26 protein-coding genes are annotated in these 25706 nt (G+C 41.2%); 7 read left to right on the top strand and 19 right to left on the bottom strand.

The features are described 5' to 3' along the window. Positions 1-156: 156 nt before the first annotated feature. From P3L37_RS07460 to yfcD, 4 genes are all read right to left on the bottom strand, one after another. On the bottom strand, positions 157-1599 hold the full coding sequence (locus P3L37_RS07460; protein ID WP_109911547.1) for a sodium:solute symporter: 1443 nt from the start codon (positions 1597-1599) through the stop codon (positions 157-159). After that, positions 1596-1793, bottom strand: coding sequence for a DUF3311 domain-containing protein (locus P3L37_RS07455; RefSeq protein ID WP_004912288.1), 198 nt, complete (start codon positions 1791-1793; stop codon positions 1596-1598). The genes P3L37_RS07460 and P3L37_RS07455 overlap by 4 nt, the downstream gene beginning before the upstream one ends. 10 nt (positions 1794-1803) lie before the next feature. Further along, positions 1804-3048, bottom strand: a complete 1245-nt coding sequence (locus P3L37_RS07450; RefSeq protein WP_109911546.1) for a M24 family metallopeptidase — start codon at positions 3046-3048, stop codon at positions 1804-1806. A 238-nt stretch (positions 3049-3286) separates the two neighbouring features. After that, on the bottom strand, positions 3287-3829 hold the full coding sequence (yfcD, locus tag P3L37_RS07445; RefSeq protein ID WP_004912292.1) for an NUDIX hydrolase YfcD: 543 nt from the start codon (positions 3827-3829) through the stop codon (positions 3287-3289). Between the two features lie 399 nt (positions 3830-4228). Between yfcD and P3L37_RS07440 the strand changes: the two genes are divergently transcribed. Next, a complete protein-coding gene (locus tag P3L37_RS07440) occupies positions 4229-5140 on the top strand; it encodes a TIGR01777 family oxidoreductase (RefSeq protein ID WP_109911545.1) in 912 nt (303 codons plus the stop codon). Positions 5141-5143: 3 nt separating this feature from the next. On the opposite strand, the gene P3L37_RS07435 is transcribed toward P3L37_RS07440, so the two are convergent. From P3L37_RS07435 to P3L37_RS07380, 12 genes are all read right to left on the bottom strand, one after another. After that, positions 5144-5716 carry a UbiX family flavin prenyltransferase gene (locus P3L37_RS07435; protein WP_004912293.1) on the bottom strand — a complete coding sequence of 191 codons (573 nt, stop codon included), beginning with the start codon at positions 5714-5716 and terminating at the stop codon, positions 5144-5146. 104 nt (positions 5717-5820) lie between these two features. After that, positions 5821-6645 carry a YwqG family protein gene (locus P3L37_RS07430; RefSeq protein WP_004912295.1) on the bottom strand — a complete coding sequence of 275 codons (825 nt, stop codon included), beginning with the start codon at positions 6643-6645 and terminating at the stop codon, positions 5821-5823. Between the two features lie 292 nt (positions 6646-6937). Further along, positions 6938-8455 (bottom strand): amidophosphoribosyltransferase, encoded by a 1518-nt coding sequence (gene purF, locus P3L37_RS07425; protein WP_238562700.1) that lies wholly within the window; start codon positions 8453-8455, stop codon positions 6938-6940. A 14-nt stretch (positions 8456-8469) separates the two neighbouring features. Further along, positions 8470-8973, bottom strand: coding sequence for a colicin V production protein (gene cvpA / locus P3L37_RS07420; RefSeq protein ID WP_004912301.1), 504 nt, complete (start codon positions 8971-8973; stop codon positions 8470-8472). Between the two features lie 179 nt (positions 8974-9152). Continuing rightward, positions 9153-9794, bottom strand: coding sequence for a cell division protein DedD (gene dedD, locus P3L37_RS07415; protein ID WP_004912302.1), 642 nt, complete (start codon positions 9792-9794; stop codon positions 9153-9155). Positions 9795-9799: 5 nt separating this feature from the next. After that, positions 9800-11089 carry a bifunctional tetrahydrofolate synthase/dihydrofolate synthase gene (gene folC, locus P3L37_RS07410; RefSeq protein ID WP_109911544.1) on the bottom strand — a complete coding sequence of 430 codons (1290 nt, stop codon included), beginning with the start codon at positions 11087-11089 and terminating at the stop codon, positions 9800-9802. Then, on the bottom strand, positions 11079-12050 hold the full coding sequence (gene accD, locus P3L37_RS07405) for an acetyl-CoA carboxylase, carboxyltransferase subunit beta (RefSeq protein ID WP_004912308.1): 972 nt from the start codon (positions 12048-12050) through the stop codon (positions 11079-11081). Before accD ends, folC begins: the two co-directional genes overlap by 11 nt. 104 nt (positions 12051-12154) lie before the next feature. Beyond that, positions 12155-12841 (bottom strand): DedA family protein, encoded by a 687-nt coding sequence (locus P3L37_RS07400; RefSeq protein WP_272667349.1) that lies wholly within the window; start codon positions 12839-12841, stop codon positions 12155-12157. 65 nt (positions 12842-12906) lie between these two features. Further along, positions 12907-13722 (bottom strand): tRNA pseudouridine(38-40) synthase TruA, encoded by an 816-nt coding sequence (gene truA / locus P3L37_RS07395; RefSeq protein WP_109911543.1) that lies wholly within the window; start codon positions 13720-13722, stop codon positions 12907-12909. Next, positions 13722-14732, bottom strand: coding sequence for an aspartate-semialdehyde dehydrogenase (locus P3L37_RS07390; protein WP_004912316.1), 1011 nt, complete (start codon positions 14730-14732; stop codon positions 13722-13724). The genes truA and P3L37_RS07390 overlap by 1 nt, the downstream gene beginning before the upstream one ends. A 74-nt stretch (positions 14733-14806) precedes the next feature. After that, positions 14807-15943 carry a 4-phosphoerythronate dehydrogenase PdxB gene (gene pdxB / locus P3L37_RS07385; RefSeq protein WP_109911542.1) on the bottom strand — a complete coding sequence of 379 codons (1137 nt, stop codon included), beginning with the start codon at positions 15941-15943 and terminating at the stop codon, positions 14807-14809. Between the two features lie 86 nt (positions 15944-16029). Then, positions 16030-16842, bottom strand: a complete 813-nt coding sequence (locus P3L37_RS07380) for a helix-turn-helix transcriptional regulator (RefSeq protein WP_004912323.1) — start codon at positions 16840-16842, stop codon at positions 16030-16032. A 101-nt stretch (positions 16843-16943) separates the two neighbouring features. On the opposite strand from P3L37_RS07380, the gene P3L37_RS07375 reads away from it, so the two are divergent. Together P3L37_RS07375 and P3L37_RS07370 are read left to right on the top strand one after the other, a co-directional pair. Then, positions 16944-17864 (top strand): DMT family transporter, encoded by a 921-nt coding sequence (locus P3L37_RS07375; RefSeq protein ID WP_109911541.1) that lies wholly within the window; start codon positions 16944-16946, stop codon positions 17862-17864. Between the two features lie 700 nt (positions 17865-18564). Further along, complete coding sequence (locus P3L37_RS07370) at positions 18565-19281, top strand: hypothetical protein (RefSeq protein ID WP_222960490.1); 717 nt, start codon at positions 18565-18567, stop codon at positions 19279-19281. Between the two features lie 65 nt (positions 19282-19346). Here the strand turns inward: P3L37_RS07370 and P3L37_RS07365 are convergent, their stop codons facing one another. Together P3L37_RS07365 and tctD are read right to left on the bottom strand one after the other, a co-directional pair. Then, positions 19347-20774, bottom strand: coding sequence for a sensor histidine kinase (locus P3L37_RS07365; protein WP_222960489.1), 1428 nt, complete (start codon positions 20772-20774; stop codon positions 19347-19349). Then, entirely contained in the window at positions 20771-21439 is a 669-nt protein-coding gene (gene tctD / locus P3L37_RS07360) for a transcriptional regulator TctD (protein ID WP_109911538.1), read from the bottom strand. Before tctD ends, P3L37_RS07365 begins: the two co-directional genes overlap by 4 nt. A 311-nt stretch (positions 21440-21750) precedes the next feature. Between tctD and P3L37_RS07355 the strand changes: the two genes are divergently transcribed. The 3 genes from P3L37_RS07355 to P3L37_RS07345 are packed head-to-tail and all read left to right on the top strand — an operon-like array spanning position 21751 to position 24685. After that, the gene (locus P3L37_RS07355) at positions 21751-22725 is read left to right on the top strand and encodes a Bug family tripartite tricarboxylate transporter substrate binding protein (protein ID WP_109911537.1); all 975 of its coding nucleotides are present in this window, start codon (positions 21751-21753) and stop codon (positions 22723-22725) included. 11 nt (positions 22726-22736) lie between these two features. Beyond that, a complete protein-coding gene (locus P3L37_RS07350) occupies positions 22737-23168 on the top strand; it encodes a tripartite tricarboxylate transporter TctB family protein (protein ID WP_109911536.1) in 432 nt (143 codons plus the stop codon). 11 nt (positions 23169-23179) lie between these two features. Then, positions 23180-24685, top strand: a complete 1506-nt coding sequence (locus P3L37_RS07345) for a tripartite tricarboxylate transporter permease (protein WP_117162394.1) — start codon at positions 23180-23182, stop codon at positions 24683-24685. An 81-nt stretch (positions 24686-24766) separates the two neighbouring features. Here the strand turns inward: P3L37_RS07345 and P3L37_RS07340 are convergent, their stop codons facing one another. Continuing rightward, positions 24767-25030, bottom strand: coding sequence for a hypothetical protein (locus tag P3L37_RS07340; protein WP_109911535.1), 264 nt, complete (start codon positions 25028-25030; stop codon positions 24767-24769). A 183-nt stretch (positions 25031-25213) separates the two neighbouring features. On the opposite strand from P3L37_RS07340, the gene P3L37_RS07335 reads away from it, so the two are divergent. After that, positions 25214-25675, top strand: a complete 462-nt coding sequence (locus P3L37_RS07335) for a hypothetical protein (RefSeq protein ID WP_109911534.1) — start codon at positions 25214-25216, stop codon at positions 25673-25675. Positions 25676-25706 lie beyond the last annotated feature (31 nt).

Below are 25706 nucleotides of genomic sequence, written 5' to 3'. Positions count from 1 at the left end.
GTTAAATTTATTGCTGACAAGATAAATAAGATAATAATATTCATCAATTGATTGTTAATTATTAAATGAATTTAAATTCAAACTAATCAAATAAAAAATACACCCTGCGATATAATCACAAGGTGCAATATTAATAAAAAATTAAAATATCACTTGTTACTTTGTTTTGCTAAATAATGAAATTATTACCGCCACAATAATATTCAGAATAAATGCAGCAATACCGATATTCATGAAACTTAAACTTTCCCCTAACCAAGGAAACAATTGCGCTAAAGAAATTTTCTCGATATAGGTTACCGCGAGAAATAAAACCCCCGCGGAAATCCCACAAATAGCGCCCGCAGGGGTCATTGGATTTTTCTGTTTAAAACTCATCAACAAAGCTGGGAAAAACTGCGCAACAATATTGACCCCGAGTAACATAATAGCCACCAAGGTATCGTTACTGTGGAAAATAAAATACAAGCTGACTAACGCAACGACAGGCACCATAAAGCGTGCATAAACACCAGACTGGCGTTTTTCTTCACTCACCCCCATCGCTTTTTGTACAACTCCCGCTAACATATTAGAGGTGGTTAGTAGCAACATTGAACCAGGGACGAGTGCCGTTAACATTCCAGCAGCACCAATAAAACCGACCACAATAGGTGAGAAGGTGCTTTTAGATATCTCAAACAACGATAAATCCACAGCTGAACCTTCAAGATGCGGAATTTGTAATATAGACGCATAACCCACAAAAAATGCAAATAACATAATTAAGCTATAGGCAGGAATTAAAATACTATTGCGTTTTAAGGATTTTTCATCTTTAGCCGTAAATACCGCAGCCATATAATGTGGCCAACAGAAATAGGCAACCACAGATAAGAATATTGTGGAAATATACCAAGGGATATTTAGACCCGTTTCGGAGAATGTTAAAAAGCTTGGCATCGCCGTATCTATCGCTTTAAACATCTCCCCAAAGCTACCGTAATAATGAAGTGGGATATAAATACCAATAAATACGACCACAATTAAAATCATTAAATCTTTCAGTGCTGATGTCCAAGCTGACCCATGAATACCGGAGATCATCACAAACAACGTCACTGCAATAATTCCAATCCATATGGCAATATCTGCAGGAATTGCGCCATAAGACGCTTGTGAAACAATAATGCCTAATCCTTTAAGCTGCAAAACAAATAAAGGCACCATCGCAGCAATAGAAATCAAGCTAATTAATAACCCTAACCCCGGGCTTTGGTATTTCTTGGTAAATAACTCAGAAATCGTTCTGACATCATTATCTTTTGCAAAGCGCCATACTCTTGGGTGTACCCAGTATAAAAAGATCCCCATAAAAGCATTGACCGCTAAGGTATATAAAATTGCAGGTCCTTTACCGTAAGCCCAGCCGCTTCCACCAAGAAAAGTAAACGTGGTATATATTTCCCCTGCACTTAGAAGGAAAACTAGCAATGCACCATAGCTGCGCCCACCGACAGACCACCCTTCGTGATCCATCGTTTTGCCCTTTTTAGCACGGATAGCAAGATAAATGCTAAATAGGAAAAAAATTGTAATAATAATTAATGCGGAACTCATGATGTTTCCTTCGTATTTTTATTATCTAATACATTGATTAATAACATAACTAAGGCTGTAACAATCACCCATGAGACAATCCAGAACATTAAAAATGGCAAACCCATAACAAAAGGCTCTACTTGATTGGCATAATAGATACCTACGGTTAATGCGAGGATTGGAAAAATAACTAAATAATGATACCACTTCATATACCACCCCTTATTCCACTGGCCCGAAAGAAATTAATTCACGAGGCAAATGACTTAACATTTCTACTCCGTCCTCAGTAATAAGCAGCATATCTTCAATCATAATGCCACCAACACCAATCCCGTAATACGGCGTTTCTAAACTCATCACCATCCCAGCTCTAAATATTTCTGTCGTCGCAGCGCTCACAAAAGGGGCTTCCTCTAACCCAACGAACACCCCATCACCATGACCTAGGTGCCCACGATTATAATGAGGCAAACCTGAAGAACGAATGAGAGCCATTGTTTCATTAAAAACATCACTTAATGCAACGCCAGGTGCAACTCGGCTTAACATATATTGATGACCTTTTAAGATAGTTTGATAAATATCAGCGACTTTTTCATTCGGTTGACCAACCACAAATGTCCTTGCAATATCTGCACCGTAACCAGCCACATCAACACCACAATCAAATTTAATTAAGTCACCTTCTTTTGCTGGTTGATCATCTGGGATCATTTTGGGTGAAAAATTACTGCCCACTGAAATTAAATTGAAGCGACTATAGTTCGTTTCAGGGAATTCCATCACTTTAGCTTTAAAAGCAGCGGTTAATTCCGCTGAAGTACAGCCAACCCTGATTAATTTACTCGCAGCAGCGATACCGGCTTCTGTAATTTGTGCTGATTTTCTGAGATGAGCAATTTCCCACGCACTTTTAATCATGCGTAATTCATTAAATAACGGCGAAGAATCAACCAAATTTAAACCAGGAATAACCTTATCCAACCATACCTTACCGGTATGTGTAATTTGGTTTAATTCAATCGCAACCGGTTTTCCATAAACCCCCGCTTCAGACAACGCTTCTTTGAGTAAATTGAAAATTGTTTCTATTGGGCTATTAATTGGCCTTGGTTTTACCACTTTGCCATTTTCCGGGTTGTAAGGGTCGTCTACATCCACCCAAATTGGAAATGTTTTAATCTTTGCATTAGGCATTTGAAGTGACAAGTTTGCTGCTTCAAATTCATTCATAATAACCAATGATTCTATGGAAGGATCGCGAAAAATAACCGCAATCGCAGAGCCTGTTTGCCTGAAAGTATACATAAAGAAGCTCGCAAAACCGGTTAGGTGATAGAAGTTATCACCCACGGTTGCGATTAATGCTTCAATTCCTTCACGCTCCATAATCTCGCGAGCTTTATTGGTTACGTTCTCAAGGTGTTGTTGTTTCAAAAAAGTATTCTGTTTATCAATTGTCATTTTTATTCTCTCGAAGCGTTATATATACATCAAGCAGTGCATCATATCGCAAACGATAAATGTTAAGTTCTGTCACATTATATCTAGTGTGGAAATGAATACATCGTTTAGCATGCAAGTTGGTTATAACTAATCGTTATATATTAGCCAGAAATTAACTTTGCTAGAGATTTGATTTTGGGAGAAAAAAATTAAAGGGCTAAATAAAACAGCCCTTTAATAATTTAAATCTGATCGGTTATGAATTTTCAGCACAAGTGATGGTTTTTTCTAACTCATTATTGCGAGTTAACCATAAGGAAAGTGCTTTGAGTGAATCTGGCGTAAATTCATCACAGCGCGCGCTGATCTCTTTAGGGGTCAACCAACTGACTTCAACAACTTCAGATTCTTGTAAAGCAAATGGACCATGACTCACACAGCTAAACAACCCACCCCATACACGACAATGCGCATCTTCAAAATAAAAATGGCCATGTTCCGCAAAAGGAACGCCTGCAATACCCAGCTCTTCTTCAGCTTCGCGCTTTGCAGAATCAAGGATGTTTTCCCCTTTTGTCACGACTCCACCTGCTGTTGCGTCGAGGAAACCGGGGTGAAAATCTTTAATATCAGTGCGTCGTTGAACCAATATTTTGCCCATTCCGTCATGAACAACAATGTAAGTTGCACGGTGGCGTAGGTTTTCTGCCCGCATTTGGCTACGTGTTGCCTGAGCAATCACCGTATTGTCTTCATCAACAATATCGACCCATTCAACGACTTCGGTTGGTTGTTCCATCCTGTAAACCTTTTATTTTTAAGCTAAAAATGCTTATATCATTAGACTGATTATTATTGTATGCCAGACAATACCAATCCGCATTGATCCGCACCTATGGAGATGATCCTAGCTGAATTTGTAATTAGTTGCCATCATAAAAAGCACTTCTTTATTGCAATGATAATGAAGCCAGGTTTCTTTATGATACTCCAAGCAAATCATACAAATTGTATTCACAAATGCTATAGTTAAATCATAATGCTGTAGTTTGTTACTGATCTCAGGGATATCCCCTAAATAGTTCAAATTGCAGCTAGGCGCTAAGAGATGGCATCTTTAGGAGCATACACAAGTATGTGACTAAGGTGATAGAACGCAAGCAACAACGCTGCGGTTTGAAATATGACGGGGATGGCGATGAAAATACTCATAACAGGCGGCACCGGGCTAATCGGAACACCACTTATCCAAAAACTGATTTCTCTTGGGCATCAGGTTACTGTGTTAAGCCGTTCTCCGCAAAAAGTTTATAGCCATTTTTGTAAGGCTGTTGAGTGCTGGACGTCTCTTAATGAGCAAACTCACCTGAATGACTTTGATGCTGTTATTAATCTTGCTGGCGAACCGATCGCTGATAAGCGCTGGACCGAAGAACAAAAAAAGTTATTGTGTGATAGTCGTTGGAAATTGACACAAAAGCTAAGCGAATTAATCCTCGCCAGTGAAACGCCACCACAGGTATTTTTATCAGGTTCTGCTGTTGGTTATTATGGTAACCAAGGCCAGTCAGTCGTAACTGAAGACGAACAACCCCACGATGAATTTACTCACCAACTCACACAGCATTGGGAAGCATTAGCCGTTAATGCACAATCGGAAAAAACTCGCGTTTGTTTACTACGCACTGGCCTAGTGCTATCGGCGAATGGCGGTTTACTGGCTAAAATTCTCCCCATTTTCAAAATGGGAGCGGGAGGTCCAATAGGTGACGGAAAACAATACATGCCATGGATACATATCAACGATATGGTTCGGGCAATTTGTTTTCTATTGGATAGCCCTACTCTTTCTGGGCCCTTTAATATGACCTCACCTTATCCAGTCCATAATGACTTATTTTCTGCCACGTTAGGTGATGTTCTCAATCGCCCTTCATTTGTGCGAACACCCGCTTTTGTGATTAAGGCCATCATGGGGGAATCTGCAGCGTTGGTATTGGGTGGTCAACAGGCAATTCCCAAAAGGTTGGAAGAAGCAGGATTCCAGTTTGAACATATAGAATTAAAAGAAGCACTTACTGACTTGCTTATTCCACATACAGATGAATAAGGGTTATTTCACCCCTTGCCAGCGGTGAAATAGGTCTTGTTCCAGTTCGATATCAAACTGATCAAGGATGCGATTCACCGTTTGGTCTACAATATCTTGGATTGTTTCAGGTTGGTGATAAAACGCTGGCATCGGAGGCATGATCACGGCTCCCATCTCTGCCGCTTGTACCATTAAACGCAAATGGCCAACATGCAAAGGCGTTTCACGCACACCCAGCACTAGCTTTTTGCCTTCTTTGAGGACCACATCGGCAGCTCTTGTGACTAATGTATCCGTGTAGCTATGAACAATGCCAGACAGTGTCTTCATGGTGCAGGGCATGATCACCATTCCAGCAGTGCGAAACGAACCTGAAGAAATAGCAGCGGCGATATCGCGACTATCATAGTTATGGTCAGCTAACTGCTGAACCTCTTTTACACTGTAGTCAGTTTCTAATGCTAATGTTTGGCGGGCAGCTGCACTCATCACCAAATGGGTTTCTACCTCTTTGACAGGCTTCAACACTTCAAGCAAACGGACGCCATAAATAGCCCCACTCGCCCCTGTTAACCCAATGATCAGTTTTTTCATTTCGCTGCCCTATTCACGATAACTCAGCGCATTATATACAATATTCACTAAAATTGCAGATACCAACAATGCTGCAATCCTATCTATAACGAAAATTTAAGCCATCAGCCACAATCCCAATTATACACGACTCGACTAAAATCTCTTTTCTTCAGGTCATCAGGGTGAATAAAGAAATTACCCACTCCCATATCTCCCCACATAATCCCTATTTCATAATCGGTATTTATTTGGAGAAGTAATTCATATTGTTGAATATCTTTTTCGTATTCTCTTGGGTCGGTTTGAGTGAAGAACGGATAACCGCCTATGCAATGTGCCCCTGATTCAAAAGTATCACTGTAAGGCTCAACCCATTCGTCGTAAAAGTCTTCACCGTCAAATTGGTCCTCATAATCATAGAGGTTATCAACCCCTAATATTTTCTGACCAAATTGGAAATCATCGATGCTGATGAACTGTTCCGCAGGCGTATATTCAATACTGTATTGGTGATCTATAGGGGTATAGTAATCATCGGAATGAGCCGCAATCACGGCAGAAAAATCTTGAGTTAATTGGCTGGCATCTTCAATAATATCTTCCCAATAAATAATGCGGAAATCTTCCTGTTTTTGCCTTTGTTCAAAGTCGGCTCCATATAAGTCATCACCACCAATAAAAAACTGTAAAATACCCTTTTCAGGGTAATTTTCTAATTTAGGCATTTGTGCAAAGTTAATTTGGGCAAGTAACTTGAGCGGCGTTCCTGCGCTATTCGTCGGATACTTTTCATTTATTGGCAAATACGGCATTCCCCCGACACGACTATCCCATAAAATATAGTCTTCAACTGGGGTTAACGTCATTTCAACAAGGGATTTTTTAGTGGATTTGATTTTATCTACAAAAGGTTTAATCACATCAGGAAGGGAGTTGAAATCAGCCATATATCGCTCCAAATAGGCAGTTAATGTCCCTCTAGCTTACTCGATTTTTACGTATTTTAAATCAGATATAACTGTAACTTAGGCCTTCATTTGACGTCATAGTTTTCTTGATATTTTAGGCTACAGATTAAAGATGGGAAAAATCAGAATCACTGTGGATTTTCTATATAGTTAGGGTTACAGCTAGGCGGCTAGCAAAGAGACCCTAGGAGCGTAGAAAACTACGTGACTAGGGCGAATTTGTGAAGCCAACAACGCTGTAGCCCAAACTATGACGAAAATTGACGAAAATTTAGCCTTCGTTATAAATCTCTAGGTCTTCAACCTCACTCTGATCCTTCAACTTTAACTCATCGTCCTTACGTAGGTTTTCCAAATAATCTAAATAACTTTGGTCGATATCTTTGGTCACATATATGCCATCAAATACGGAGCACTCAAATTCGGTGATTTCAGGGTTTTCTTCACGGACGGCAGCGACTAAATCGGTTAAATCTTGGAAAATTAGCCCATCTGCACCGATAAGTTTGCGAATTTCATCCACTTCGCGACCGTGTGCTATTAACTCATTTGCATTTGGCATATCAATGCCATATACGTTCGGAAAACGCACTTCCGGTGCCGCTGAAGCAAAGTAAACATTTTTTGCTCCCGCTTCCCGCGCGAGTTCAACGATTTGCTCAGATGTTGTGCCGCGAACAATGGAGTCATCAATGAGTAAAACGTTTTTATCACGAAACTCTGCACGGTTCGCATTGAGCTTACGACGGACTGATTTGCGACGCTCTTGTTGACCCGGCATGATAAACGTACGACCAACATAACGATTTTTCACAAAACCTTGGCGGTAAGGTTTATCCAGAATATGTGCGATTTCTAGTGCGATATCACACGATGTTTCTGGAATAGGAATTACCACATCGATGTTTAAATCTTCCCATTCTCGAGCAATTTTGGCGCCCAATTTTTGCCCCATGCGTAATCTTGCGTTATACACAGACACTTTATCAATAAAGGAGTCTTGGCGAGCAAAATATACATATTCAAAGATACATGGGGTCAATTGCGGGTTATCAGAACATTGGCGTGTAAATAATTGCCCTTTTTCTGTCACATAGACCGCTTCACCTGGAGCAACATCGCGTAAAAATTCGAACCCTAAAGTATCAAGCGCAACACTTTCTGAAGCGACCATATATTCATGCTCACCGCTTTCAGTAATGCGGCGCCCTAGTACTAATGGGCGAATACCATGAGGGTCACGGAAAGCTAACATTCCATGACCGATAATTAGTGCCACACAAGCATATGCGCCACGTAGTTTTTTGTGCATGGCTGACACCGCACTGAAAACATTGTCTGGCTCAAGAGGGAAATGCTCAAACCTATCAAGCTCATGCGCTAATACGTTCAGTAATATCTCAGAATCAGAAGTAGTATTCACATGGCGACGCGCTGTTTCAAATAAACTCCGAGTGAGCTCATGAGCGTTTGTCAGATTACCATTATGTGCAAGTGTAATACCAAAAGGTGAGTTTACGTAGAAAGGCTGCGCCTCAGAAGCGCTCGAGCTACCGGCTGTTGGATAACGGACATGCCCTAACCCCATGCAGCCTTGTAATCTCAACATATGACGTGTTTCAAACACATCTTTAACAAGACCATTTGCTTTGCGTAAACGAATGTTGTTTTTGCCATCAATCGTGGCAATACCTGCTGCATCTTGCCCACGATGCTGAAGCACCGTGAGAGCATCATAAATTGATTGGTTTACCGGTGTAACACCGGCGATACCGACAATACCGCACATTTAGTCTTTCCTCATCAGCCAGACGGAGAAATGTTCTCCGGTAGGAAACTTGACGCATTTTGCAGGTAGTCAAAAAACCACCTGATTATATGACTGAACTGCGGAATAAGTTCCGAACGCTGCCAATCCTCACTTTGAGGTAATGGTGTAAATGTGTCGAGAAAAAACAGTAATGCCGAAACTATTAACACACCACGCAGCGCACCGAAGCAGATCCCCAGAACTCGATCTGTACCTGATAACCCGGTTTTTTGTACTAACGAGCTAATCACATAGTTCACCACCGCGCCAACAATTAATGTGGCAATAAACAGTGCAGCGATAGCAATGCCATTTCTAACCAGCACATCCTCAAAACGAGTAAAGTAGCCCGCTAAGTAAGGATAAAACGTACTCGCAACAAAAAAAGCACAGCCCCATGTAACCAGAGAGAGCGCCTCTCGTACAAAACCACGGATCAAGCTAACTAGTGCCGAGAAGCCAATAATGGCGATAATTGTGTAATCTATCCAGACCATATTTCATTCCAAAATTCGCACTCACGACATCAGCGAAGTGCATTCTAACAGAAAACGAAAACGTTTGCGTAACCATTTTTCTATCAAATTTAAAAAAATAGCGGCGAAAATAAAAAATCATAATCGCCGCAGTAAGTTACTAAATCCCCTTACCTTTTAGGGATTATTTAAATTCTATTTTAAGGTTTATAGCTTTGGATTATCCCTTTCGTCCCCGTAATCTTATTCAGTTCTGGTAAAGCTGCTTCTAGCCTCTGCCTTGAAGCCTCAGGCCCAACGTAGATCCGTGTAAGTTTATTATTCACTGGTTTGGCAGGAACCGTATAAACTTGGTAACCGGACAACCTTAGTTTAGCGACAATCTCTTCAACTTTACTTGCATTGTTCAATGCAATCACTTGCACAACAAACGCTTTGCCCTGTGGTTGAGGCTTAGGTTCTGGCTTAGGCTCGGGTTTTGGTTGTGGTTTCGGCTCAACTTTAGGTTCAGGCTTAGGCTCCGGCTTGACGGGTTCAACTACGCTCGGCGCAGGAGTTGTCGTCGATGGACGGGTTTCAACCTGCTCATTCTGTTGCTGCGTAATGGCTTCTGACAACATGGCTTCAGAAGCACCTTCTGAAGAAGCGGTGGTAGTCGTACTCACAATAGGCGCTATTGCTTCAATATCTTCTTCATCACCCGGTTTAGGGATAATAGGAATGGCCGCAAATTCATTTTCATTGTATTTCTTATCGCCATCAAGCAGAGCAGGAAGCACAATAACTCCCACTGCAACAAGCACAATGGCGCCAGCAAGTCGATTCTGAAATTTACTAGCCACCGGCACTATCCTTCTTGATTTTCCAATAACATCATGACGTGAGCAACGGTATGAAATGACCCGCACACCACAATCACATCTTGCTCGTTTGCATCGATGCAAGCTTGCTGCCACGCTTTTTCTACGCTGTCAAACTGGTTAGCTGTCGGTAAATGTTGACTCAGTTGAGCCACATCAGCCCCCCTAAACTCAGTTAATGGCGCAAGGTACCAATCGGTGACTTGTTGTGATAAACACTCAAGCGTACCTTTGATGTCTTTATCACCTAGCATCCCGACAACCGCACGAATATGACGACCTTTAGTTTCAGGCAAGGCAGCCAATTTACTAACTAAGTACCCTGCTGCATGAGGGTTATGCGCCACATCCAAGATCATCAACGGTTTTTCACCGACAATTTGGAAGCGCCCCGGTAATTGAGCTGATTTCAAACCTTGATGAATAGTGGACTCAGTCACTTTTTGGGCAAAATCAGCATCAATTTCCAATAAGCAACTCACCACACCTAGCGCTGTTGCTGCGTTCGCTAAAGGCACATTCGGTAACGGTAAATTATGCCATTCACGCTGTGAACTTTGCCATGACCAACTATTTGCTTGCTCACTGTATTGCCAATCCGTCCCACGACGAAATAGCTTCGTACCTAAATGCTCAGCCACTTGACTGATTGAAGCTGGCATATCCGGCTCACCAACCACACCATAATGGCCAGCACGGAAGATACCAGCTTTTTCATAACCAATATGTTCACGGTCTGAACCAAGCCAATCAGTGTGATCAAGTGCGATACTGGTGATTGCGGCTATATCTGCATCAACGACATTTGTCGCGTCTAACCGCCCACCTAAACCGACTTCTAAAATCACAATATCGAGTTTAGCTTGTTTAAATAGCTGTAACGCCGCCAAAGTGCCATATTCAAAATAGGTGAGAGAAATATCTGCTCGCTGAGCTTCAATTATGGCAAATGCCTCGCAGAAATCAGACTCGGGAAGTTCTTGGCCTTGAATACGAACGCGTTCGGTATAACGGATAAGATGCGGTGAACTGTATACCCCAACTTTTAACCCAGACGCCATAAATATGGACTCTAGTGTATGACAAGTTGTCCCTTTCCCGTTGGTTCCCGTCACAGTGATAACTTTGGGAGCAGGCTGCGTTAGGTTCATTTTCCTAGCAACTTGACCGACTCGCTCCAACCCCATATCAATATTTTGGCTATGTAAGTCGGTGAGATAAGAAAGCCAAGCCTCCAATGGAGACTTGGCATTAGGAATGATTAGATTACTCATCATCTTTTTTATGCTTTTCAGAATCCTTTTTTGGCTCTTGGGCATCAAGTTCATCAACGGCATCGATGTCGATTTCAACCGTTTCCGCTACGATGATTGGTGTCTCATTAAAGCTTGGTTTATTGGTTAACATCGCCAATATTTCAGCTAAACGGTCACGCATCTCAGGGCGGCGAACTATCATGTCAATCGCGCCTTTCTCAAGTAAGAATTCACTGCGTTGGAAGCCTTGCGGTAATTTTTCGCGAACAGTTTGCTCGATAACACGTGGCCCTGCGAAACCAATTAACGCTTTCGGCTCTGCCACGTTAATATCACCTAACATTGCCAAACTTGCAGACACCCCACCCATGGTTGGGTCAGTTAATACTGAAATGTAAGGTAAGCCACGCTCTTGCAATTTTGCTAATGCGGCACTGGTTTTGGCCATCTGCATTAATGATAACAGTGCTTCTTGCATACGCGCACCGCCACTTGAAGAGAAACATACCAACGGGCAGTTATCTTCCAAAGCTTGTTCGACAGCACGGACAAAACGTGCACCGACAACTGAAGCCATTGAACCGCCCATAAAGGCGAATTCAAACGCTGCAGCCACTACTGGCATGCCTTTCAACGTGCCTTTCATCACGACGATCGCGTCTTTTTCACCCGTTTCTTTTTGTGCTGCAACAATACGATCTTTATATTTTTTTGAATCTTTGAACTTCAGAATGTCTTTAGGCTCAAGTTCGCTGCCTAATTCTGTTGTTGAGTTTTCATCAAGGAAGGTTTCTAAGCGCTGACGGGCGTGAATTCGCATATGGTGGTCACATTTTGGACACACGGATAAATTACGCTCTAATTCAGCACCATATAATACTTGCCCGCAGCTATCGCATTTAGTCCAAACTCCCTCTGGGATGTTGGCTTTGTGTGATTGGGTCAAGTTACCTTTCTTTAAAATTTTTTCAATCCAGCTCATTAATGGACCTTTTTGTCTGATTCACTCTGGTTATCACCAGTATGTAATTTTTTGCCATTAAACCACAATGATATCTCACTGTGGATAAAAACTTGTTAAACCATCTAGTGGTTATCGATTTTTTGCGCTGCCGCACGCTTTTCTTTCGCAGCTATTCGGCGATGACGAATAATTTCAACAACGCCCGGCAAAATTGAAACAAAGATAATCGCGACTATCAGTAATTTCAAATTCTTTTGTACGAACGGTAATTCACCAAAGAAATAACCCGCATAAGTGAATAATAATACCCAAATAAACGCGCCCGTCACATTATAAAAAGCAAAGTGACGATAAGACATTTTACCCATTCCTGCAACGAATGGTGCAAAAGTTCTGACGATCGGCACGAAGCGCGCCAGTATAATCGCTTTACCGCCATGTTTTTCATAAAAAGCATGGGTTTTATCTAAATAAACGCGACGAAAAATCTTCGAGTCCGGATTTTTGAATAATTTTTCACCAAAAATACGCCCAATGGTGTAGTTTACCGCATCACCAATAATCGCCGCCGTAATCATCAACGCGACCATTAAATGAACATTCAGGTCATTGCTGTCTAATGACGAAATCGCGCCAGCAACGAATAATAACGAATCTCCCGGTAAAAATGGTGTGACCACTAACCCTGTTTCACAAAATAGGATCAGAAACAGGATACCATAGACCCTCGTACCATAATCTCTGACCAGTTCAGCAAGGTGCACATCGATGTGTAAAATAAAGTCGATAATAAAAGTGATAAATTCCATATAATCCTCATCAATAATAGCATCCATGCTATTTGCAATAATTATGAGATAAATAAAAATTCGCTTTACATCAGTTCATCTGCCAGAAAAAGCGGCCCCATCACATTCTGAGGTAGCTCAAACTTCTCTGGGTAATCGACACTCACCAAATACAACCCTTCAGCTCTCGCAGTTGCAGCTGCCTTTGTACGGTCTTTTAATTCAAGAAGATGTGCCATCCAATCAATGCTTTGGTTGCCACAACCAATCTCCAACAGACTTCCGACAATATTTCTCACCATATGGTGAACAAATGCATTGGCTTTGATGTCTACCACCACATAATTACCGTGGCGGCTGACATTCACATGCATCACATTACGCCATGGCGACTTCGACTGACACTGGACTGCTCTGAATGAGGTAAAATCACGTTCACCCAATAGTGCCTGTGCCGCTTCATGCATTCTTTTTTCATCGAGTGGGTAATGAAAGTGCGTTACACCACTCGATAAAATCGCTGGCCGATAACGATGATTAAAAATCACGTAACGATATCGACGCGCTGTTGCACTAAAACGTGCATGAAACTCTTCAGCCACCGGTTTACACCAGCGAACAGCGATATCCGCGGGTAAATGGGTATTCGCCCCCATGGTCCAAGCCGCTTCTTTACGAATGGCAGAGGTTTCGAAATGCACCACTTGCCCCGTAGCATGGACACCAGCATCAGTACGCCCTGCACAAAACACGCTAATTGGCTCCGCGGCAATTTTTGACAAAGCGTCCTCTAAACAGCCTTGAACACTTTTAACTTCTTGCTGACGTTGCCAACCGAAATAACGACTGCCGTTGTATTCAATACCTAATGCGATTCGATACAACTGTGTAGACTCAGACATTAGTAAAACAGCTCCTGAGCCAGTTTTTCTGCTGTTTCTACCGCCATCAATGCGCCACCGAAACGCACGTTATCAGCCACTGACCAAAATTGTAAAATTTCGGGTATACCGTAGTCATTACGTACACAACCAATGCTTAATTGGTCATGACCTGACGCTTCAGTCACTTGGGTAGGATAATCACCCTCTTCTGAGACCTGAATATCTTCAAAACGTTCAAGTTCTTCGTTAGCTTCTTCTGCGCTCATTGGGCGCAACGTTTCTAAATGAACGACTTGCGCATTCCCATAAAAAACAGGGGATTGAATAAAGCTAACGGCCACGGGTAAGCCATCATCTTGCAGTACCTTACGCACTTGCTCAACCAAGCGACGTTCATGAACGACACTGCCTTCCATGTCAGCCAATAATGGCAACATATTAAAGGCTAATTGCTTACTAAAACGGCCTTCTTCCGCAGGGATACCATTTAATAAACGTGCGCTTTGCCCTGCTAGCTCATCGACAGCGGCTTTACCATAACTGGAAACCGACAACATATTGGTTAAAGTAATACGCCCTAACCCTGCCGCGTCCACCAGCGGTTTGATTGCCGTTAATAATTGGCTCACTGAGCTGTCAGCCAATGAAATAATATTACGGTTGCGATAATCAGCGAGTACTTGCGGATTCACATTTGGGACAATCAGTGGCACATCCGGTTCTTGAGCAAATACGCCGCTAGTATCAATGACAATACACCCTTCCTGCGCCGCTAATTCAGCGTATTGTAGGCTTACACCTTCATTAGCTGCAAAAAAGGCAATTTGTGCCTGTGACCAATCAAAATCAGTCACATTTTCAACTTGAATACTTTTACCATTAAAACGTACGCTCTCCCCTGCACTACGCTCACTGGCCAGTAAATACAGTTCGCCGACTGGGAATTCTCTTTCTTGTAACAGTGAAATAATAGCTTCACCTACAGCACCGGTTGCGCCTAATACTGCAATATTCCAACCTTCAGTCATGGCTATTCCTCTAAAAAATAAAAAATTAAATAGCCCCAATTGGCGCTATTTAACAGGTGATCATTTTAACTCATTTATTTTGTGCTAACTAAACTTGCCTTAAAACCAAGTGCATTGAGTTTTGATGCCGTTTGTTCATCATCACAAATCACTTCAAGGGATGACCATTCACGACGTTCTTGATAATTTTTGCGCAGTTTATCAAATTCGCCTGTTACCCCTGCAACCGCTCTTAATGCTGCATCATCTCGGCGCACATCATACACGAGATGCACTAACCTTTTGAGCTGGTTTTGCGTTAATTTACCATTGAAAGTCAATTGATTGATATCAGGCTTAGGCAGTAAGGATGAAAGGGAAATTTGTGACGATTTGCCGAGAAACTGGCAGTAAGCTTCATAAACTTGCGTCGTTCCTCGTGCTTTACCTTCTAGCGTATAACCCGCAATATGCGGAGTACCGATATCCACTAATGCTAAAAGTGCGGTGTCTAAATCTGGTTCTGGCTCCCACACATCTAAGATAACGCTCATTTTTTTCCCGCGATTAAGCACAGATAATAATGCTTTATTATCAACCACCTCACCTCGACTTGCGTTAATTAAAATGGTGCCATCTCGTAATTTTGCTAAACCCGTTTCATCCATTAAATGGAAAGTTTGATATTCCCCAGACATATTCAGCGGAGTATGGAAGGTTATCACGTCAGCTTGCTTGAGCACATCTTCAAAAGAAACAAATAGCTCGTCGTCCCCTTTGGCTGCACGCGGTGGGTCACAGAGTAATGTTTTGACTCCCCAAGCCGATAACCTAGCCGCTAAACGCCCTCCGACATTACCAACACCAATAATTCCTACTGTTTTATCACGCAAATCAAAGTTGTCGCGTTCCGCTAGCAGTAATAGTGAGGAAAAGACATATTCAACGACCGCTATCGCATTACAACCCGGTGCTGATGAAAAACCAATATTTGCGGTTGATAACCACTCGGTATCAATGTGGTCAAAACCGGCTGTCGCGGTTCCAACAAATTTAACCGGTGTATTACCGAGCAGTGATTCATTAACCTTAGTGATAGAACGTACCATTAATGCATCTGCATCAATTAATTCTTGTTCTGGTATAGGACGCCCCGGTACCGCTTTCACTTCACCAAGCTCACTAAATAAAGTTTGAGCATATGGCATATTCTCATCGACTAAAATTTTCACGCTGTTATCCCAATCAATCACTTGTTTGTTGTGTGTCGTTATATAGATAAGTGGAGCAATATTTTGCCACGGTTTAAGCCAGATGCCTATGAGAGGTTACCTTCTACTGTAAATTCTTTCGCTCGAAAGCGATCTGGTGTGACACCTGATATTTGTTGGAACATCGCAATAAAGGCGGATGCCGAGCTATATCCGACATCCAATGCAACTTCATGTACACTTTTTCCTTTTTCTAGCCCGGCAACGGCATGTAGGTAGCGTAAACGTTGACGCCATTCACTAAACGACATTCCTAACTCTTGCTGGCAACGCCTTGATAACGTGCGTTCCGATGTATAATAGCGTTTTGCCCATTGTGCTAACGTCGTGTTATCTGCTGGGTCACCTTGTAACTCTAATAAGATGGGAGCAAGAAATTTATCTTTTGAAACAGGCAAATAGGTGTCTTGGCAGGGAGACAATGGAAATTGATCAATAAGCACATGAGCCAAACGCAAGTCTTGCTCTGTTTCGGGCTGAACAATACCGCGTTGATACATGTCCGTCATAATTGATTGAAATATCGGGCTAAGCTTAATCACACACGGCCGTTGAGCCAGCACTTGGTTGTATTCATGAGCAAAATCTATAATTCGAAATTTGACACTTTCTTTATTAAAGCTAGCATGGGGAATATTCGCAGGGATCCAAATGCAAAATTCTGGCGGTGCTAAATAATGTTGACCAGCCACCTCCATTTCCATGATGCCACACACCACATACAGCATTTGACCAAAAGGATGCGAATGGGATTTATACTCAGTGAGGGCGGCAGTTTGCTCATGCCGAAAAGCAACCAATTCAGGCTCTGCGATATTACATTCGCTGATTTGCCAAATGTCTGATTTTAAATTTTCCATGGTACCTGTCTGAAAAGCGTTATCGATTGTCTGGTTATCAGTATATATAAAAAATCGGACAGATGTATACTAGCGCCCATTCAATATGGGAGAGTGTTTTAATGAAAAATCTTCTTTTTCCGCTGATTGCGGTTTTATTATGGTCAATTAATGCCATTGTAAACAAAGCGGCATCAACCGCTATTGACCCTGCGGCAATCTCTTTTTACCGTTGGGCGCTGGCCTTGCTTGTCATGACGCCTTTTGTATTACGTTCTGTGCTTCGAAATTTTAAAATGGTCAGGAAGCATTGGTGGCAACTTGCCATTTTGGGCGCTTTAGGGATGATGCTTTACCAAAGTTTAGCTTATTATGCCGCACACAGCGTGAGCGCTACTTTTATGGGAATTATGAACTCCATGATCCCATTATTAACAGTGATTATTAGTATCTTTGTACTACGCGTTATTCCTACCGTGGGGATTGTGCTAGGTTCAATTCTTTCATTATGTGGGTTAGTGTGGTTAGTGAGCCAAGGAAGCCCAAGCGCATTATTCTCACAAGGCTTAGGCCAAGGGGAAGCCATGATGTTAGTTGCGTCTGCAGCATATGCCCTGTACGGTGTGCTTACTAAGCGTTGGTCAATCCAGTTATCCAGTTGGGACTCACTCTACGTTCAAGTTTTCTTTGGCGTTATCATGCTATTCCCTAATTTCTTATTAGCTGAAGATGTCTCGCTGAACAGCCAAAATATCGGTTTAGTGGTATTTGCTGGTATTGCCGCCTCCATTATGGCTCCTGCATTATGGATCCAAGGAGTTATGCGCCTTGGGGCGAATACAACCTCCATTTTTATGAACCTAGCACCTGTTTTCACCGCCATTATCGCCATTTTCGCCTTAGGTGAAGAACTCAAAAGTTACCATTTAATTGGTGGTGGCGTGGTCTTACTCGGGGTAATGTTAGCGCAACAATTACGTACGCCACTGACAGAATTATTCCGCCGTGAAAAAAAGGTGGTTCAAGAAGATTCTTGCCAGTAGAATAGAATTACAAAAGCAATAAATGCAATGTCGTCACTCATATGCCCCACTTTGTGGGGCTATGTTTGAAATCCTCTTCATTCCTTCATTTATTTTCCTTTAATATTCCTCATTATTAATACTTTGTGACATTTTAAAATCACGCAATTCACCTTTAGTTCGCCCATCATTGGTATCATTTATCGGATTACCGTTTTTCAGATGAAGGATAATCCGATTGAATCTTCTGGAATTCCAATTAGACTTAAGCAAAATCAAATACTTCTTTAGGAGTATCAACTCGACTCAATAAACCGTGATAACGCGATAAATCTAAATGGATCGTGGCGATTTAGACGTGCTCGTTGCCATCAACCAATGAGCGATTTGCAGTTACGGACTAGTGGCTAGTTTATAATGTCAACCTGTTATATCGCTAAGCTTCCAGCTTGCCATCATGGATATTACATTCGATTTTCTCTAGATGAAATTCAATTAAATACACTATTTACCCAAATATCTAATGAAACTATTTATCTAAAATAGATATAATTTTGTTTACCCCCTAATCATTATCTAATTTAATTAACCACCTAATTATTTTAATGATACTTATTGCAATTTAATTTCAAATAAAAATTAGTTATTTTGTTTTGGTTGATTTATATTTCATTGTCTGGTACTTACGGGTATTACCCCTAATTAATATGGAGCATTTAATATGAATTTAAACTTAAAAAATAATACATCAATCATACCTATAATGGATGAAAACAAATCAAAAATTAAAAATACAAAAACAGAAAATAATGAAGTTAATAACTTTCGTCAATTAGCTACCCTGCTATTTAATGAAGAAAATATCAATATATCGGATATACAACGTGAAAGAGAATATCTAACAGCGATGAGAGATGATTTTATTTCTAACGTTCATAATTATGTTCCATTAAAGTCCGCTATATCCGACGTCAGCAAAGAATCCTACTATCAAACAATTAGAGATGCATTGTTATACATTATCGAGCAACACTCTCAATTAAATGAAATGAAGGTATTAGAGCAAATTGATACTGGCAATATAAATATACAGGAAGGGAAAATCACCAATTTAAAAAACAATCTCGTAAAATACATTCACGACCACTCAGAAAATAAAGATAATAACTTAATTTCACAAGATATATCAGCTTTACTTAACGAAATATACAACACGGATTTAAAAATAAGATCAATAGATGTATTTATAAAAAAACTAGAAAAAGAAACCGTAGAGGCTCTATATAACATCCTTAAAGACAAGAGTGATGATGTAGACACCGTATCGCTATTATCATCCACAATGGCAAACCTAGAACAAAACACAGCGAATCACAATTTTAATCCGGAGACTTCAAATAACACACTACCACAGGTGTTAGTACCAATACGAAACTAAGTGCATCAAGTTTTATTATTCTTAAACTTTGTCACTAATGGAACGCCCTAATTAGGGTGTTCTTTTCAGTGTGGCGCTTGGCTTGCTTTAAATGCAATTTTAACCAACAATCCATTAAGTAACTCACTTTTTAATAACTGTGGTTCAGAACCATGATAACTGGCAATATCTTTCACTAAAGCGAGACCTAGTCCTGCACCTTCCTTTCCTAACGCGTTATTTAATCGAGTAAAAGCTTCCATAGAACGGATAATTTTAGCGTCTGGGATCCCAGGGCCTGAATCTTCGACCTCCAAAACCCAATGAAGATGGTCATCACTGCTGACCACCCGAACGGTGACCACCCCATTTGCAGGGGTATATTTAATAGCATTATCAATTAAATTTGCACACATCTCTGCTAATAAAATAGGTTCACCTTTAATCCATGCTGTTTCCGCGCCTTCATAACCTAAGTCAATATTTTGGCTTTCTGCTTGGGGTAACCGAGTAAAACAAGCCTGGTGAACAATATCCACTAAGTTTATAGCACGATACTGTGTAATGGCTTCTTTCTCATGGGCTTTTAAACGTGATAACTGCAAAAGCCTATCCGTCAAATTGATCGTGTTATCAAGAGTTTTATCGATAGCTTGTAAACTCTGTTGCCGTTGGGTTTCATCCTGACTATTAATCGCAACAGAAACCTGTGTTTTGAGGACAGTTAGCGGCGTTTTAAGTTGGTGAGAGGCATCCGCACTAAACCGTTCTTGCCGTCGAACCATCCGCTTTAGGCGGGAAATATAGCGGTTTAATGCATCAATTAATGGTGATAAATCAGACCACGGCAGCAAATCAGGCAAAGGGGTTAAATCATTAGCGGAACGGCTTAACATTAAATGGGACAATTTTTTTAGCGGTGCCAATAACTTACTAAGTAAAATATAGGCAAGTACCAAAGTTAAAAACACCACAGTACCTTGGCTCATCAGGGCAGAAATTAATAATTGATTAGCAAGATCTTGTCGCGAATAAACTGTTTCCGCCACACGGATTTCAACCATCCCAGTGATACCGCCTTCATTAATCGGTTGATAAAATGCAGCAATACGGATAGGCAAGCCTTTGTACTGCGCATCATAAAAATAAACTAGCGCAGTATAATGCTGTGAGCGCATCCAATACGGGGGAATCGGCGGTAAGTCATCATAACCAGAAATAGTTTCACCACCGGGAGAAATAACTTGATAAAAAATTCGGTCATTATTATTTAGCTCGAAGCTATCAAGCACCACATAAGGCACACTGACTGAGAGGTGCCCATCGACAACTTGCAAGCGCTCCGCGACGGTTCGAGCTGAAGCTAATAATGTGCGGTCATAGGCTAAGTTTGCGGCATTTTTTGCACTGTAGTAGTGCGTATAAACCGAAAAACTCCCCAATAAAATGAGGGGGATACCGAAAAAGAGCAGCAACTGATGAAAGAGAGAGCGTGGATGAGAGACTAATTTCATACACTACACTGCTCTAATCGGTATCCCAATCCGCGTAAGGTATTGATATTAACATCCGAACCAGCAAGTTTTTTTCTAACACGGTGAACATATAACTCAATACTTTGTAAATTGGCTTCATCTGACAACGAAAACACCTGCTCAAATAATTGCATTTTAGAAACAGGGCGCCCTCGTCGATGAAATAAGGTGTTTAACACCGCATATTCTCTTGGCGTCAAGCCAAGTGGTTCTTGTCCTAATAAGAAATAACCGTCCTCATGGTAACTAAGCAAACCAAACTGTTGTGATTCATTCACTTGCCCTTGACTACGTCGCAATAAAGCGCGAAGACGTGCTTCTAATTCCGCAATATCAAAAGGTTTAGTCAGGTAGTCATCAGCCCCTGCATTTAGCCCTTGAACTCGGTCGGCCACGTCTGAATTCGCCGTTAATAACAAGACTGGGGTTTCTTGATGACGTTTGCGCATTTGCGCTAATACCTCAAGTCCACTCATTCTCGGAAGTGATACATCTAACACGACTAATTCATAGTGCTCAGTTTGTAATAGCTGGTCTGCTATCGCGCCATCACTAGCAACATCAACTGCAAACCCAGATGACGACAAAGCCTTCTGTAACCATAATGACAATTCGTCATGATCTTCAACCAATAAAATTCTCATTCCGCATACTCATTATAATTATTTATCAGTATACGTTGGCATTCCATTGAATGAATGGAAAGCAAATGTGCGCATATTTACTGTGTCCATCACAACTATTGTTAATAAACACTATTAACGTGATTAATTTAACATTAAATTAACATAACAAAAAAGCAAAAATACAAAACAATCTGATATATATCACATAAAAATAATAATATTTGTTAATGAAAGGTAAATGAAAGCTTCGTCGGTCAATGATGCCATACCAACAAAACAAGAAGTAAACAATATATACCTCTAATTATTGTCTTAGTAAGGAAAAAAGAATGAAAAAATTCACACTGAAGGCCTTAGCAACAGCAATATTTTTAGTTGGCATCAACCAAGCAAATGCCCTACCTGAGCGCACCGAATGTATTGCTCCCGCCAAACCCGGCGGTGGTTTTGATTTAACCTGTAAATTAGTCCAAGTTTCCCTATTAGAAAACAAAGAAATCGAAAAACCAATGCGAGTGACCTACATGCCTGGCGGTATTGGCGCGGTCGCTTATAACGCCATAGTCGCTCAACGCCCTGCTGAACCCGGCACCATTGTTGCTTTCTCCGGCGGTTCTTTACTCAATCTTGCTCAAGGTAAGTTTGGTCGCTATAACGAAAACGATGTGCGTTGGCTGGCTAGTGTAGGAAGCGATTACGGTATGATTGCCGTGCGTGCAGATTCACCTTATAAGACTCTGAAAGATTTAATGGATACCTTCAAAAAGGATCCGAACAGCATCGTCTTTGGTGCTGGAGGGTCGATTGGTAGCCAAGATTGGATGAAAACGGCCTTGTTAGCCAAAGCCATTGATATTGACCCTCGCAAAATGCGTTACGTAGCTTTTGAAGGGGGCGGTGAAACCTTAACGGCACTACTGGGCAACCATATTCAAGTCCTTTCAGGGGATATCAGCGAAATGACGCCATATATCAATGAAGGTAAAATTCGTATCCTTGCTGTCTACTCAGATAAACGCCTTGAAGATGGTTTATCTGACATCCCAACAGCCAAAGAACAAGGCTATGACATTGTCTGGCCAATCATCCGCGGCTTCTATATGGGCCCCAAAGTGTCTGATGCCGATTATAACCAATGGGTTGAAGCCTTCCAAAAACTGCAACAAACCGACGAATTCAAAAAACAACGCGAACTCCGCGGCTTATTTGAATACAACTTAACCGGGCAAGAACTCGATAGTTATGTCAAAAAAGAAATCGAGCAATACCGTGAACAAGCCCGTGCCTTCGGTTTAGCCAAATAATGGGGTGAACGATGAGCCAACGCATATTTGCCATAGTTTGGCTAATACTGTGTGCTATCGGAATTTATATTGGTTGGGGGATCCAAAGTGAGTTTAGTTATGAACCACTGGGCCCCCGCCCTTTTCCGGTTGTCATACTCTCTTTAATGGCGCTTTGTGCCCTTGCCTTATTATTTGGCAAGCAAGAAGCCGTTGAATGGCCAAAACCCTATGTATTACGTCGTTTAGTTTTATTAGTCGTTGCACTTGTTATCTATGCATGGGCTTTTGAATGGTTAGGGTTCCCGATTGCCACCAGTTTACTTACCATCAGTATTGCTCTGCTATTTGGCGCAACACCTATCGCCGCGGTTATTTCCGGCCCCGTCTTAGGTATCTTTCTATTTTATGCCTTTGATAAATGGCTAGATGTAACCTTACCTATTGGTAGCTTGCTTAATTAAGGAACGAAATCATGGAAACTTGGATGTACCTATCACAAGGTTTTGAGGTTGCTCTTGTTCCTCAAAATATCTTGATCGCCTTAATTGGTTGTTTTATCGGTACTATCGTTGGAATGCTTCCCGGCCTCGGCCCTATTAATGGTGTCGCTATTTTGCTACCACTGGCCTTTGCACTTAAATTACCTGCTGAGTCTGCATTAATCTTACTCGCCACGGTTTATTTAGGTTGTGAATATGGTGGACGCATCTCATCAATATTGCTCAATGTCCCTGGTGATGCCGCTGCAATCATGACCACGCTAGATGGTTACCCAATGGCAAAACAAGGTAAAGGTGGTGTTGCACTGTCAATTTCTGCAGTGAGTTCATTCCTTGGCTCAACGATTGCGATTGTGGGTATCATTTTATTTGCTCCTTTATTAGCGCAATGGTCTTTGGCTTTCGGGCCTGCAGAGTATTTCGCTTTGATGGTTTTTGCTATTGCCTGCTTGGGCAGTATGATGAGCCAAAACCCAATTAAATCACTATTGGCGGCATTAATTGGTTTATCTCTTGCAACTGTGGGCGTAGATGCCAACTCTGGGGAATATCGTTTTACGTTTGATAGCGTACATTTATCGGATGGCGTGCAGTTTATCGTCGTGGTTATTGGTTTGTTCTCTGTTAGCGAAATTTTATTGATGCTCGAAGGCACGGCAACAGGACAAGGGCTGATCCGCAAAACAGGCAGAATGCTGTTTAATCGCAAAGAGGTCAAAGCGTGTGCTGGCCCTGCTTTACGCTCCTCTTTTATTGGGTTCTTTGTTGGCGTCTTACCAGGTGCCGGCGCCACCATTGCCAGTGCCATAACCTATATGACTGAAAAGAAAATCAGTGGCGAAAAAGGCGATTTTGGTAATGGCGATGTTCGCGGTGTCGCTGCACCAGAAGCAGCCAATAATGCCTCTGCCTGTGGCTCATTTATCCCAATGTTAACCCTTGGCGTTCCGGGGTCGGGGACAACTGCAGTAATGATGGGGGCGCTAACGCTCTATAATATCACCCCAGGCCCAGGTATGTTTACTGAGCAACCTGATATTGTGTGGGGGTTAATTGCGGCTTTATTAATTGCTAACGTAGTTCTGCTCATCATGAATATTCCATTAATTGGCTTATTCACGCGTATGCTAACGGTTCCGCTGTGGTTTTTAGTCCCTGCTATTGCTTGCATTTCTGCTGTCGGGGTATATGCCGTTCACAGTACGACATTTGATTTGTTACTCATGATGGGGCTTGGCGTATTTGGGTTTATTCTACGAAAAATGAACTTCCCATTGTCGCCATTAATCTTAGGGTTTGTATTAGGTGAAATGCTAGAACAAAACTTACGCCGTTCATTATCCATCAGTAATGGAAATTTCGATATTCTTTGGAGTAGTACGATTTCTCAAAGTTTATTAACACTGGCGGTATTAGTGCTAATTCTTCCACCTATTGTAAAACGCATTCGTAAACGTAAACATTCCACTATTTCATAATTCACGGTTGTTCATACGATATCTGTTGTTCATACAACCTCTGTAACACTTTGCCCCAGTGTGATTTTGGGGCATTTTTTATTAATAAATAGGGAGCTTTATATAACTTAATAAAACTACTGATTTATCATGAGCTCCTGCGCCATAATAGACATGTTTTGATTGCAAACTAGTGGTTGTGTTCGTTCTCTTTTGGTCATAACTATGCAGTGGAAATATTTTTTCAGTATTATGTATTTTACTAATCATCCCACTAAATTTACTGCGGATATAACGAGATAATGCCTTGCCTAAAATTTTAAAATCCTGCATCCAAATAGCCGCATGAAACCTTGTTACACTCATATAATTTCCTCTATTCAACTAAAAATTGAGCTAATATCATGTCACTGTTTTGGATAAAAAAATTTAATAAAATGATGTATATTCACTCAGTCATTAATAAATCATTGATTAAGATAATGACGATATATTGAATAGCGTCAATCAATTATTTTAGTCATCTCATTTATTAAAACATAAAACACAATGTTCGATAGATTACTTTTCGCCCTTTTTAATATCCAGCCGAAACCGTTAGCGTATACGCGTACCATTGATGTCTATGGCGACCGTTACACCATTCATAGCCAAAAACCCGTAACTATCACGGAAAAAGACAGCGGTTATATCCAAATAAAAGCGCTGGGTAAAATGCATATTTTTTGTGGTAAAATGCTGCATATCAGCGTAAAGAAAAATACCACTTTGGTGACTATTGGTTGGTCGAAAGGCAAAAGTCAAATATTTGAAGTGCGTAAAAATGTGAAAGAAACTGCATATCGAGTGAATTCAAATAATTCGAGTTCAAGCTACAAGCCCCCTTATTATGACAGCGCATCCAGTGATGATAACCACCGCTCAAGTAGCCATTATTGTTCTAATGATAACTCAAGTTCTGATTGTTCATCATCCGATTCAGGGGGAGGTGATGGCGGAGGTAGTGATTAAACAAAAAAACGAGAACCGAAGTTCTCGTTTA

Source organism: Providencia sp. PROV114 (genome assembly GCF_032704305.1).
Classification (GTDB): domain Bacteria; phylum Pseudomonadota; class Gammaproteobacteria; order Enterobacterales; family Enterobacteriaceae; genus Providencia; species Providencia rettgeri.
The sequence above is the reverse complement of the archived record's forward strand: the minus strand, read 5'-3'. Positions and strand labels throughout refer to the sequence as shown.

Coding starts and splice junctions, on each gene's coding strand:
- P3L37_RS07400 (WP_272667349.1), bottom strand. CDS start 12,841: ATGGAATTTATCACTTTTATTATCGACTTTATTTTACACATCGATGTG.
- P3L37_RS07365 (WP_222960489.1), bottom strand. CDS start 20,774: ATGAAATTAGTCTCTCATCCACGCTCTCTCTTTCATCAGTTGCTGCTC.
- tctD (WP_109911538.1), bottom strand. CDS start 21,439: ATGAGAATTTTATTGGTTGAAGATCATGACGAATTGTCATTATGGTTA.
- P3L37_RS07455 (WP_004912288.1), bottom strand. CDS start 1,793: ATGAAGTGGTATCATTATTTAGTTATTTTTCCAATCCTCGCATTAACC.
- P3L37_RS07370 (WP_222960490.1), top strand. CDS start 18,565: ATGAATTTAAACTTAAAAAATAATACATCAATCATACCTATAATGGAT.
- P3L37_RS07460 (WP_109911547.1), bottom strand. CDS start 1,599: ATGAGTTCCGCATTAATTATTATTACAATTTTTTTCCTATTTAGCATT.
- yfcD (WP_004912292.1), bottom strand. CDS start 3,829: ATGGAACAACCAACCGAAGTCGTTGAATGGGTCGATATTGTTGATGAA.
- folC (WP_109911544.1), bottom strand. CDS start 11,089: ATGATGAGTAATCTAATCATTCCTAATGCCAAGTCTCCATTGGAGGCT.
- P3L37_RS07375 (WP_109911541.1), top strand. CDS start 16,944: ATGAAAAATCTTCTTTTTCCGCTGATTGCGGTTTTATTATGGTCAATT.
- P3L37_RS07435 (WP_004912293.1), bottom strand. CDS start 5,716: ATGAAAAAACTGATCATTGGGTTAACAGGGGCGAGTGGGGCTATTTAT.
- P3L37_RS07355 (WP_109911537.1), top strand. CDS start 21,751: ATGAAAAAATTCACACTGAAGGCCTTAGCAACAGCAATATTTTTAGTT.
- P3L37_RS07350 (WP_109911536.1), top strand. CDS start 22,737: ATGAGCCAACGCATATTTGCCATAGTTTGGCTAATACTGTGTGCTATC.
- P3L37_RS07345 (WP_117162394.1), top strand. CDS start 23,180: ATGGAAACTTGGATGTACCTATCACAAGGTTTTGAGGTTGCTCTTGTT.
- P3L37_RS07335 (WP_109911534.1), top strand. CDS start 25,214: ATGTTCGATAGATTACTTTTCGCCCTTTTTAATATCCAGCCGAAACCG.
- truA (WP_109911543.1), bottom strand. CDS start 13,722: ATGTCTGAGTCTACACAGTTGTATCGAATCGCATTAGGTATTGAATAC.
- purF (WP_238562700.1), bottom strand. CDS start 8,455: ATGTGCGGTATTGTCGGTATCGCCGGTGTTACACCGGTAAACCAATCA.
- P3L37_RS07380 (WP_004912323.1), bottom strand. CDS start 16,842: ATGGAAAATTTAAAATCAGACATTTGGCAAATCAGCGAATGTAATATC.
- P3L37_RS07450 (WP_109911546.1), bottom strand. CDS start 3,048: ATGACAATTGATAAACAGAATACTTTTTTGAAACAACAACACCTTGAG.
- P3L37_RS07430 (WP_004912295.1), bottom strand. CDS start 6,645: ATGGCTGATTTCAACTCCCTTCCTGATGTGATTAAACCTTTTGTAGAT.
- P3L37_RS07390 (WP_004912316.1), bottom strand. CDS start 14,732: ATGACTGAAGGTTGGAATATTGCAGTATTAGGCGCAACCGGTGCTGTA.
- accD (WP_004912308.1), bottom strand. CDS start 12,050: ATGAGCTGGATTGAAAAAATTTTAAAGAAAGGTAACTTGACCCAATCA.
- P3L37_RS07440 (WP_109911545.1), top strand. CDS start 4,229: ATGAAAATACTCATAACAGGCGGCACCGGGCTAATCGGAACACCACTT.
- P3L37_RS07340 (WP_109911535.1), bottom strand. CDS start 25,030: ATGAGTGTAACAAGGTTTCATGCGGCTATTTGGATGCAGGATTTTAAA.
- cvpA (WP_004912301.1), bottom strand. CDS start 8,973: ATGGTCTGGATAGATTACACAATTATCGCCATTATTGGCTTCTCGGCA.